The sequence below is a fragment of the Gordonia sp. UBA5067 genome (assembly GCF_002414845.1).
Lineage (GTDB): Bacteria > Actinomycetota > Actinomycetes > Mycobacteriales > Mycobacteriaceae > Gordonia > Gordonia defluvii.
Map to the genome: position 1 here is coordinate 7601 of NZ_DIAX01000057.1, position 10073 is coordinate 17673.

The window sequence follows — 10073 nt, forward strand, 5'->3', positions numbered from 1 at the left end:
CCGAGCAGATCCCGGTGGTCGACGTGGCGCGGGTGGCGCCCGTCGCACCCGCGCCGACGGAACCGCGCCTCACCCGCGAAGAAGCGGGTCCCGCCCCCAAGGATGTTTTCGGCTGGGCCATCCTGTCCTGTGCCCTGTTCCTGCCGATCGGTTTGTTCGCCGTCGTCAAGGCGGCATCGGTGAGGCCGCAGTGGGCGTCGGGGGAGTATTCGCTGGCGCGCCGGTCGGCGGCGACGGCCCAGACTGCGGCGATCGCCGCCTGCGTCGCCGGGGTCGTGGTGATCGCCGCAGTGCTGGGCTGGCTCGTCATCAGTACCCGGTAGCCGTGACCATCGCTTCGGCGTGAGACGCTGTACCACATGACCGCTGCACCCGAATCGGTGGAAGTGGCGCGCATCGCCGGCGCCGCCGCCGCCGACAAACTCGCCACCGACGTCGTCGCCATCGACGTTTCCGAGCAACTAGTCATCACCGATGTCTTTGTGATCGCCTCGGCCGACAACGAGCGGCAGGTGAACGCAATCGTCGACGAGGTCGAGGATGCGATGCGCGCGGCGGGCCACAAGCCCGCGAGACGCGAGGGGGCTCGTGAAGGGCGGTGGGCGCTACTCGACTACACCGATGTCGTGGTCCACATCCTCCATGCCGACGAGCGTGAGTTCTACGCGCTCGAACGGTTGTGGAAGGACTGTCCGGTTATCGACCTCGAACTCGGCGACACCGCACCGGAGGCGCATACCCCGTGATCACGGGTCCCGACTCCCGCGACACCAGCGTTGAACGCCTCACCCCGGTCGTCCGCCGGCTACTGCTCTGGCGCCACGGTGAGACGTACTACAACGCGGCCAGCCGGATGCAGGGTCAGCTCGACACCGACCTGTCTGAGCGGGGGGAGCGCCAAGCGGTGGCCGCCGCGGCCGCGCTCGCTCAGCGCGACCCGCTGGCAATCCGGTCGTCCGATCTTCGGCGCGCCGCGCAGACCGCCGATCAGCTCGGACTCCGCACGGGACTGACGGTCACGCGTGATTCCCGCCTGCGTGAGACCGACCTCGGACAGTGGCAGGGGATGACCCACACCGAAGTCGACGACCGGGCGCCGAACGCCCGGCGCATCTGGCGCGACGACGCGACGTGGTCGCCGCCGGAGGGGGAGTCGCGCGTGCAGGTCGCCGCCCGGATCACCCCCGTCGTCGACGACCTGCTGGCCGCGTTGCCGGAGTGGGGCAGCGGCAGCCGGCCGGAGGCGCCGGTCGTGCTGGTCGCCCACGGCGGCTGCATCGCGGCGCTGACGGCCGCGCTGCTCGGGTTGCCCGTCGCGAACTGGCCGGTGTTGGGCGGGCTCGCCAATGCCTGCTGGGTGCAGTTGTCCGGGCACCAATTGGGGCCGGTGGGCAGTGCCCCCACGTGGCGGCTCGATGTCTGGAACAGCGGAGTCGACGAATCGTGACCGAGGCGGACGGGGCCCCGTCGATCCTGGTGCTCTCCGATTCGCTCGCCTACTACGGCCCCCGGGGCGGTCTGGCGGCCGACGACGAGCGCATCTGGCCCAACATCGTTGGACAGCAGGTGGGCCGGCGCGTCGAGCTCTTCGGCCGGATCGGCTGGACCAGTCGCGATGTCTGGTGGGCGATCACCCAGGATCCGCGGATCTGGGCGGCGCTGCCGCATGCCGACGTCGTCGTTCTCGCGTACGGCGGGATGGACAGCCTGCCGTCGCCGTTGCCGACGGCGCTGCGCGAACAGATCCGCTATCTGCGGCCCGCCAGGCTGCGGGCGGTGGTCCGCGAGGCGTACGCGTGGGTGCAGCCGCGGGCGGCACTGCTGGGGTGGCCGCTGGCACTGCCGCCGCGCATCACCGTCGAGTACGTGGCGAAGGTGCGCGACGCGCTGGTCCAGCTGCGCCCTGATCTGCCGATTGTGGCGTGCCTGCCGCCCACCCATGCCAGTCCGTACTACGGCAAGGTGCACCGCGGCCGGATTCCGGCGACGACGGCGATGCGCGACTGGGCCGCGGCGCACGGCGTGGCCACGGTGGACTTCTATCCGGCGACCCTCGATGAGTTCACCAACCATTCGCAGGACATGAACCCCGACGGAATCCACTGGGGGTTCCGCTGCCACGCCAGAATCGCCGAGGTGGTGGTCCCTGCTGTGCGAACCGCGCTCGACCGCGGGGCAACAGAACGCCACGGCACCGGCTAACGTAGACCCGTGCCCGTTGTCGTCGTCACCGATTCGTCGTGCTGCCTGCCGTCCGAGATCGTCGAGCACTATGGGATCGGACAGGTGCCGCTGCACGTCGCGTTCGACGGGACCGACTTTCGGGAGAACATCGACGAGATCCCGCCGAGCCTCGTCGCGACGCCGGGTGTGACGACTGCGGGGGCCACGCCGGCCGACTTGGAGGCGGCATTCGCCAAGGCGCTCACCGAGTCCAAGGGCGACGGGGTGGTCGCGGTGCACATGTCGCGCAAGCTCTCGAGCACCTGGAGTGCGGCCCGGGTCGTCGCCGACAGGTATGACGGCGCGGTCCGGGTCGTGGATTCCCGCTCGGTCGGCCTTGCTGTGGGATTCACGGTGCTCGCCGCGGCGCAGGCGGCGGCCAGGGGTGCGGACCGGGATGGCGTGTACGAGGCCGCAGTCCGCGAGGCGGCGACCATCGAGGCGATGATCTGCGTCTCGGACCTCGACCACCTGCGGGCCAGCGGCCGGATCAGCGCGGCGAGCCGGATGCTGGGTTCGGCGCTGTCGATCAAACCGATCCTGCATCTTGTCGACGGTTCGCTCGCGCTGCGTGAGCGGCACCGCACCTTTTCCAAGTCGATCGCGAAGATGGTCGACGCCGCTTGTGAGATCGCCGGTGCGCGGCCGGTGTCGATCGGGGTCCAGCACAGCGACGCCCCGGAAGCCGCCGAGCAGGTGATGGCGGAGTTGCTGTCGCGCATCCCCGACGTGGTTACGGCGATGACGACTCCGCTGAGCCCGGTGCTGACCGTGCACGTGGGCACCGGCGCGGTGGGGGTGACGGTCGGTTCGACCCTCACCCCGATCGACTAGCTCCTGCCGAGCGCCGCTTTTCGCTGCTGGCAGCGATTCGACGTCGAGTGGCCGGGCGTCCGACTGAATGGGGACGGCGCTATCCACAGTTCTGCGCGTTCCACAGTGGACCGCTGACCCGGTGTTCGCGACGGACAGTGGCTCAACGCTCCGGCCTACCGTTTTCGCATGGGGAGAGTGCGATCAATGGAGCCGGCGGTGGTGCGGCAGCGGCTGGCGCGGTTGGCCGCCGGCCCGGCGCCGGTGGACGAGCGATCGGCCGCGCCCATCGAGCCCCCCGGCATGGCGACGCCGCGCTGGTTGGACCCCACCGGCTGGGACACCGGCCGCCCGGGCGCGGACGAGGATCTCGCGCCTGCGGCAGGGTTCTCCCTGGCCGATCTCGCTGCCGACGACTTCGCTGCCGACGACGAACGACAAAACGATAGGGCAGGGCACTGGCTGCGTCCGTTGCCCCCTGCCGCGGTCGCACTGGTGGCGGTCGGCGTCCTCGCGACGCTGATCGCCGCCTACCTGGCGCTGCGTGCCCCGGCGACGACGGTCCCCGTCGTCGACTTCCCGGCCTCGGCGGGGCCGACGGCGTCGCGAGCGCCCGGTCCGCCGGGCTCGCCGGTGCCATCGAGTGTGGCCACCGCTGCGCCCGCCCGGATTGTCATCAGCGTCGTCGGCCTCGTGCGGCGGCCGGGCCTGGTCCGGCTGGCGCCGCAGTCGAGGGTGGCCGATGCCCTGGCCGCCGCGGGTGGAGCCAAACCGGGTGCCGACCTGTTGTCGCTGAACCTCGCCCGGCCGTTGCGCGACGGCGACCAGGTCGTCGTCGGCCTCGCGGATGCGCCCGGCCGCGCCGGACTGCGCAGCACCGTGATCGGGATTGACGGCAACTCCTCGGGTCCTCCGCCGGTCGCCGGCCCGGGGTCGCCCACCGATGGCGGCCCGGGGTCGGGCGGCAAGGTGGACCTGAACACGGCGACGCTCGAGCAACTCGATGCGCTCCCCGGGGTCGGTCCGGTGACCGCGACGGCGATAGTCGAGTGGCGTTCGACGCATGGCGCGTTCGCGTCGGTGGACCAACTCGCCGAAGTCGATGGGATCGGCCCGGCACGGCTGCAGCGGTTGCGCGCGCTGGTGACCGTCGCCGGAGGGTGACCGATGCCCGCCCTGGATCTGCGCCTGGCGATTCCGGCCCTGGGGTGCTGGTCGATCACCGGTGTCGGGCTGCTGTGCCCACGCGGCGTGCTGGTTGCCGTCGTCCTGACGATGATGGTCCTGTCCCTGGCCGGTGCCCTGGCCGGTGCCATGGTCGGCGGTGTCGCCGGGATAGGTGCACCCGTGGTGCTGGCGACCACCGGCCTCACTTTCGGGGTCGGTGTGGCACTGCTCATCCGTGCCGATCGGGTCGACGCCCACCCGCTGCGGCAACTCGACGGCGGGACCGCAGCCGTCGTGCTCAGGGCGACGGAGGATCCGCGGGTGAGTACGGCCAATCCCGATGTGGTCTGGCTCCGGGCACAGGTGCACTCCGTCGACGACCGGCCGGTGCCCGCGGCGAGTGTGATTGTGTTTGCGCCCCGCCAAGGCGGCGACCAGGCCCGGTGGCTCGACCTGGGCGTCGGACAGCCGGTGCGCGCACTCGTTGTCGTGCGCGTTCCCGACGGCCGTGGGCTGGTGGTGGCCCGGCTGACTGCGCGCGGCCCACCGGCCGTCGTCGGTGCCGCGCCGGCCTACCTGCGCGTGTCCGAGTCGGTGCGCGTGCGGTTCCGCGAGGTGTGCGCGCACACTGTCGGCCACCGTGAGGCGGGCCTCTTGCCAGGGCTCGTTGTCGGCGATACCAGCATGGGCGAGGCCACCGTCGACGAGCAGTTCCGCCGGGCCGGGCTCACGCATCTACTGGCCGTCTCCGGCGCGAACTTCGCGCTGATCGTTGGCGCGGCCGTGCTGCTGATCGGCGTGGCCGGAGGCTCGATCCCACTCACGGTGGGGGCCGGGCTGGCCGCGACGATCAGTTTCGCGGTACTCGTACAGCTGTCGCCAAGTGTGATCCGGGCGGCCATCATGGGAGGTGTCGGCTTGCTCGCCATGGCGGCGTCGCGCGGCCGCAGCGCCCTGCCCGCCCTCGCCGCCGCGGTCGTCCTCGGGTTGTTGGTGTGGCCCGAGTTGGCGGTCGACCTGGGATTCGCGATGTCGGTGGTGGCGACTGCGGCGCTCATCGTTTGGTCACCGCCGGTGCGGGATCGGCTGATCGGGCTCGGCCTGCCCCGGGGGCCGGCCGATGCCGTCGCGATGGCGACGGTGGCCTACGTTGTCACTGCTCCGCTGGTGGCCGCAATCTCCGGCCAGGTGAGCCTGTCGGCGATCCTGGCGAATCTGGCCGTCGCGCCGGCGGTGCCGGTCGCCACGCTGCTCGGCGCCGCGGCGATGCTTCTCGCCGCGCCCGATGTGCGGGCGTTGACGGCGCTGGCGCGCGTGCTGGTCACCGCGTGCGAACCGGCGCTGCGGTGGATCCTGGTCGTCGCGCGGGTCCTCGGCGGCGGGTGGGCGGCGATCCCCACCGCGCCGGGGTGGCTGCTCGGCATCGGCGTGGCGGTGCTCGTCGGCCGGACCCTGCGGCGGCGGAGACGAGTCGGGTCTCGTCGGCCCGATGGCGGTCTGGCACGATTGGAACCGTGACCGAACCCCTCTACCTGCTCCTCGGGGACAACGCCTTCCTCATCGAGCGCGCGGTCGGCCAGGTTCTTGCCGCCGCCGGTCGCGACAGCGGCGAACCGGTCGCCCTCACCCGGGTGCGGGCCGGTGAGGTGACCGCCGCAGAGCTGGCCGAGTTGTTGAGCCCCTCATTGTTCGCCGACTCGCGGGTGATCCTCGTCGAGGCGGCGGGGGAGGCGGGCAAGGAACCCGCTGCGATCATCACGTCGACACTGAGCGAGATTCCCGACGGGATCGTCCTCCTCGTCGCACACTCCGGCGGCGGCCGTGCCAAGTCGATGGTCGGAGCGCTGCAACGGGCGGGAGCCGTTGAGATCGACTGCGCGACGCCACGGTGGCCCTCGGACCGGGCCGACTTCGTCCGCCGTGAGTTCCAGGCCACCGGCGTGCGAGTATCGCGCGACGTCGTCGAACTGATGCTCGCCAACGTCGGCTCCGATCTGCGGGAATTGGCGGCGGCGGTCAGTCAGCTCGTCGCCGATACCGGCGGAAAGGTCACCGAAGCCGCGGTTGAGACGTACTACTCGGGCCGGGCCGAGGTGCGGGGCTTCGAGATCGCGGACAAGGCGGTGACGGGGGATCTGGCCGGCGCCCGCGAATCGTTGGCGTGGGCGATGCATCACGGTGTGCCGCGCGTAGTCCTCGCGGATGCGCTGGCCGAAGCGGTGCATGGCATCGCACGGGTGCGGGGCCTTGGCTCGGTCAACCCGCAGTCCGCAGCGGCCGACCTGGGGATGCCGCCGAGTCGGGTGAAGAAGCTGCAGGCCCAGGGGGCGGCGTGGGATGCCGAGAGGATCGGGGCCGCCGCGGTGGTGGTGGCAAAACTCAACGGTGACGTCAAGGGGCAGGCGGCCGATGCCGACTTCAGCCTCGAACAGGCAGTCTCGGCGGTGGCGAACCTGCGACCGCGACGCGGCCGGGCCTGACGTGGTGGGACGCGCCGGACGCCACCGCCAACGCGAGTCACCCCGGTGACCGCGTGGTCGCCACCGGGGTGCAAGGAGCCGGGCGTGCCGCGATGCGGCGCGTCAGGGCTGCGTCAGAGCTTGTTGACGGCCAGTGCCATGGCCGACTTCTTGTTGGCGGCCTGGTTGGCGTGGATGACGCCCTTGCCGGCAGCCTTGTCGAGATCGCGGCCGGTCACAACCAGCAGTTCGCCGGCCTTGTCCTTGTCGCCGGAGTCGACGGCCGCACGGAAGTTGCGGATCGAGGTGCGAAGGGCGGAGCGAACCGACTGGTTGCGTCGACGCGCCTTCTCATTGGTCTTGATGCGTTTGACCTGGGATTTAATGTTTGCCACGCGGGTTTGTCCTCTTCATAGATCTGGGATGACAACGACGGCCGACTTTACCAGTCGTGCACCCGGCCACCCAAATCGTGGTGGGCGGTAGCTGCGCAGCGGAATTGGAAATTAGGGTGGACATCATGTCAGTCGTCTTCGTCCACGTCGGTCTGCCGAAGACCGGGACCACGTACGTGCAAGATCGACTGTGGCGCAATCGGGACCGCGCGATGCGGGTCGGGCTCTGCTATCCGGGCGACGTGATCGACGACCACTTTCACGCCGCGGCGCACCTGCAGCCGCAGCGATACCTGGACTGGGTCGATCCCGAACATGCGCGGGCCTGGTCGACGATGGTCGCGCAGATGCGTGCCTGGCCCGGCACGAGCCTGGTCTCCCACGAGTTGTTCGCCACCGCCACCGCCGAGCAGATCACCATGTTGGTCGGGGACCTCGACTTCGCCGACGAGGTGCACGTCATCGCCACGGTGCGCGACCTGGCGCGGCAGCTGCCGTCGGCCTGGCAGGAGAATGTGAAGAATCAGCGCCGGGGCACGTTCGACGAGTTCGTCGCCGCGGTTGCGGCACGGGCGGACTGCGCCGACCTCGGTCACGGCGAGGAGGGGCCGTTCTGGGAGTTCCAGGATGTCGTCACCATCCTCGACCGCTGGTCGATGGCGGTACCGGAGGACCGGATTCACCTGGTCACCGTGCCGCCGCGGGGCCGTGCCGGAGACGGGTTGTGGGAGCGCTTCGTCGGGGTGCTCGGAGTCGACCCGGCCGCGCTGTCGGCGCCGATCGAGACTGCCAATTCGTCGCTGTCGGCCGCACAGGCGGAGTTTCTGCGCCAACTCAACGACCGCCTGCAGCCAGTCGATGTCGGCTGGGAGCGGTATGAGCGGATTGTCAAGGGCGAGCTCATCGGCGAGGTACTGTTCGCCGGCGAGCGCGGCGCGCCGCAAGGACTGTCGGCGGGGCAGCGACGCTGGGCCGCCGGGCAGGCCGAGCAAATGATCACCGCACTGGCGGCGCGCGAATACGACATCGTCGGGTCGCTGGACGAGCTCGCGGTCAGCCTGGCGGCGGGCGCCGACGCGCAGCCGCCGTCACAGCAGGAGGTCCTCGAGGCCGCGCTGGATGCGCTGGCGGGCTGGGTGAAGGTCGCCCCGGTACCCGCGGGGCCCTCGCGATGGGTGTCCGCTGCACGCAACGCGGTGCGCAAGGCCCGCCGACGCGCCGTTGGCCTGCGCAATCAGGCCCAGCGCAATCAGGCCCAGCGCAATCAGGCCCAGCGCAATCAGGCCCAGCGCAATCAGGCCCGGGCGGCGGCCGACGATACCGGTCAGCGCCAGCCGTAATGACTGCGGAGTTCGGCAGCGACGGTGTCGAAGCGCGCCCGGTCCAGGATTGCGCCTTCGCGCCGGATGTGGTCGGCGGCGACAACCAGGACGCGGTCCAATCGGACGAAGCTCATGCGGTGGTCCTCATCCCAGACGCCGGCACCCAGTGCCCGCCAGTCCGGATCGCCGGCGTGGTAGTCCTGGCTTGAGAGCATCAGGCCCAGGACGTGATCGGGTTCGGTGTCGTGATGATCGCGCCCCACGATGAGCACCGGCCGGTCCTTGCCGCGCGCCGGGTCTTCTTCGAACGGGACCCACGTCCAGACGACTTCTCCAGGATCGGCGTCACCATCGAGATCGGGGTGATAGTCAATCGTGCGCGCGAGCGTTGCCGTCGGCGTGACCCGCGGATGCGGTGGCACGGTGCGTGCTAGCGCGGGCGGGTGGTGCAGGCCCAACCGCGGACCTGTGAGCCCCAGCCGGCCTCGGCCCGGGCGGCCCGCTCGGCCCCGGCGCGCGTCGGGTAGCCGTGAGCGCGGCCGACCCGGGTCTGGCCGTAACCGAACTGGTAGGCCACGGCGCCGCACGAGTTGAAGAAGGTGAAGTAGCCGCAGTCGCCGCCACAGCGGGCCTTCGCGGCGTTCGCTGCGGCGCCGGCGCTCGGATAGTCCACGGCGTAGCTGACCCGGCCGCTGTAGCTGTAGGAGATGGCGCCGTAGTTGTACGTGTAGGCGTGGGCGCTGGGGGTGGCGGACGGAAGGGCGCCGGCGGTCGCGGCGATGGCGGCAGCGATTCCGAAGGCGGCAAGGTTCTTGCGAGCGATCATGGGGACAAACCTAACCCAGATGCGGCTATCGGTGCACTCGGTGTAGGGCGAACGACCTACCGATTGGGCTGGTTGAGGAGTAGTGCCATCACGGCGTCGGCCGCCAGCGCGGCAACCCCGCTGCGGGCCGGGTTGAGCGCGTGCGGGGCGGCGACGGTGACGATCGTCGTCGCGGCGTCGATAAGTGCGACGGCATCAGCGAGTTCCCCGGAGGTGGCGAAGGGATCGGAGCGCCCGTGCACGAGGATCGTTGGAATCTGGATCTGTGACAGATGTTCGGTGCGCATCAGCTCGGGTTTTCCCGGCGGATGCAGAGGATAGGAGCTGAGGAACAGCCCGTCGGCCAGTTCGGGGTTCTCGGCGACGAGCATCGATGCCTGGCGGCCGCCGTACGAGTGCCCGCCGACGATCAGTGGTGTGCCGGTGACCGCGCTGATCGCGGCGCAGGCGGCGGCGATGCCGTCCCGGTCGCGCTGCGCGTCGGCGCGCCCGGGTGGGCCGGTGGGCCGGCGCTGCCGGTACGGCAGGTCGATGCGCGCGACGAGCAGTCCGCGCCGACAGAATTCATCGGCATAGGCGTGCAGGATCACGGCATCCCGATTGCCGCCGGCGCCGTGGGCCAGGATGGCTGCGCCGAGTGGCTCCGAATCGGGTTCGTGCAGGTCGGCGACGACGCCGGGGGCGGTGAGAGTGCGCACGTCACTACCGTAGGCCGGACGCGCCCGATCGACGCAGGCATGACAGACTGAAGGTTGACCTTTTGACGAGGAGCGGTTCTCATTTCCAGCTTTGCCGATATCACGTTCACCGACCCGGCGCGCATCCGGAACTTCTGCATCATCGCCCACATCGACCACGGCAAGTCGAC

At 70.6% G+C, this 10073-nt stretch carries 13 protein-coding genes; 9 read left to right on the forward strand and 4 right to left on the reverse strand.

Features of this window, described 5'->3' with window-relative positions; translation table 11 throughout:
* The 8 genes from B4M62_RS09415 to holA form a co-directional block, all read left to right on the forward strand.
* On the forward strand, window positions 1-323 hold a 323-nt coding region (locus B4M62_RS09415; RefSeq protein ID WP_290706986.1), incomplete at its 5' end, for a CD225/dispanin family protein.
* Between the two features lie 36 nt (window positions 324-359).
* Window positions 360-746 carry a ribosome silencing factor gene (rsfS, locus tag B4M62_RS09420; RefSeq protein WP_290706988.1) on the forward strand — a complete coding sequence of 129 codons (387 nt, stop codon included), beginning with the start codon at window positions 360-362 and terminating at the stop codon, window positions 744-746.
* Window positions 743-1447 (forward strand): histidine phosphatase family protein, encoded by a 705-nt coding sequence (locus B4M62_RS09425; protein ID WP_290706990.1) that lies wholly within the window; start codon window positions 743-745, stop codon window positions 1445-1447. The genes rsfS and B4M62_RS09425 overlap by 4 nt, the downstream gene beginning before the upstream one ends.
* Window positions 1444-2202 carry a diglucosylglycerate octanoyltransferase gene (octT, locus tag B4M62_RS09430; RefSeq protein ID WP_290706992.1) on the forward strand — a complete coding sequence of 253 codons (759 nt, stop codon included), beginning with the start codon at window positions 1444-1446 and terminating at the stop codon, window positions 2200-2202. The genes B4M62_RS09425 and octT overlap by 4 nt, the downstream gene beginning before the upstream one ends.
* 9 nt (window positions 2203-2211) lie before the next feature.
* Window positions 2212-3057 (forward strand): DegV family protein, encoded by an 846-nt coding sequence (locus B4M62_RS09435; RefSeq protein ID WP_290706994.1) that lies wholly within the window; start codon window positions 2212-2214, stop codon window positions 3055-3057.
* Between the two features lie 186 nt (window positions 3058-3243).
* A complete protein-coding gene (locus tag B4M62_RS09440) occupies window positions 3244-4200 on the forward strand; it encodes a ComEA family DNA-binding protein (RefSeq protein WP_290706996.1) in 957 nt (318 codons plus the stop codon).
* A 3-nt stretch (window positions 4201-4203) separates the two neighbouring features.
* On the forward strand, window positions 4204-5721 hold the full coding sequence (locus B4M62_RS09445) for a ComEC/Rec2 family competence protein (RefSeq protein ID WP_290706998.1): 1518 nt from the start codon (window positions 4204-4206) through the stop codon (window positions 5719-5721).
* Window positions 5718-6683 carry a DNA polymerase III subunit delta gene (gene holA, locus B4M62_RS09450; RefSeq protein WP_290707000.1) on the forward strand — a complete coding sequence of 322 codons (966 nt, stop codon included), beginning with the start codon at window positions 5718-5720 and terminating at the stop codon, window positions 6681-6683. Before B4M62_RS09445 ends, holA begins: the two co-directional genes overlap by 4 nt.
* 113 nt (window positions 6684-6796) lie before the next feature.
* On the opposite strand, the gene rpsT is transcribed toward holA, so the two are convergent.
* Entirely contained in the window at window positions 6797-7057 is a 261-nt protein-coding gene (rpsT, locus tag B4M62_RS09455) for a 30S ribosomal protein S20 (RefSeq protein WP_290707001.1), read from the reverse strand.
* 125 nt (window positions 7058-7182) lie between these two features.
* Here rpsT and B4M62_RS09460 point away from each other — a divergent pair, with 125 nt between their 5' ends.
* A complete protein-coding gene (locus B4M62_RS09460; RefSeq protein ID WP_290707003.1) occupies window positions 7183-8397 on the forward strand; it encodes a sulfotransferase family protein in 1215 nt (404 codons plus the stop codon).
* On the opposite strand, the gene B4M62_RS09465 is transcribed toward B4M62_RS09460, so the two are convergent.
* The 3 genes from B4M62_RS09465 to B4M62_RS09475 are packed head-to-tail and all read right to left on the reverse strand — an operon-like array spanning window position 8382 to window position 9903.
* Entirely contained in the window at window positions 8382-8801 is a 420-nt protein-coding gene (locus B4M62_RS09465; RefSeq protein WP_290707005.1) for a type II toxin-antitoxin system PemK/MazF family toxin, read from the reverse strand. The two genes, B4M62_RS09460 and B4M62_RS09465, sit on opposite strands and share 16 nt — an antisense overlap.
* 8 nt (window positions 8802-8809) lie before the next feature.
* Window positions 8810-9205, reverse strand: coding sequence for a DUF4189 domain-containing protein (locus B4M62_RS09470; protein ID WP_290707007.1), 396 nt, complete (start codon window positions 9203-9205; stop codon window positions 8810-8812).
* A gap of 56 nt (window positions 9206-9261) precedes the next feature.
* The gene (locus B4M62_RS09475; RefSeq protein WP_290707009.1) at window positions 9262-9903 is read right to left on the reverse strand and encodes an alpha/beta family hydrolase; all 642 of its coding nucleotides are present in this window, start codon (window positions 9901-9903) and stop codon (window positions 9262-9264) included.
* Window positions 9904-10073 lie beyond the last annotated feature (170 nt).

What these genes read in the sequence shown, in the direction of transcription:
- B4M62_RS09470 (WP_290707007.1), bottom strand. Translation starts at nt 9,205, where the DNA reads ATGATCGCTCGCAAGAACCTTGCCGCCTTCGGAATCGCTGCCGCCATC.
- B4M62_RS09460 (WP_290707003.1), top strand. Translation starts at nt 7,183, where the DNA reads ATGTCAGTCGTCTTCGTCCACGTCGGTCTGCCGAAGACCGGGACCACG.
- rsfS (WP_290706988.1), top strand. Translation starts at nt 360, where the DNA reads ATGACCGCTGCACCCGAATCGGTGGAAGTGGCGCGCATCGCCGGCGCC.
- B4M62_RS09445 (WP_290706998.1), top strand. Translation starts at nt 4,204, where the DNA reads ATGCCCGCCCTGGATCTGCGCCTGGCGATTCCGGCCCTGGGGTGCTGG.
- B4M62_RS09440 (WP_290706996.1), top strand. Translation starts at nt 3,244, where the DNA reads ATGGAGCCGGCGGTGGTGCGGCAGCGGCTGGCGCGGTTGGCCGCCGGC.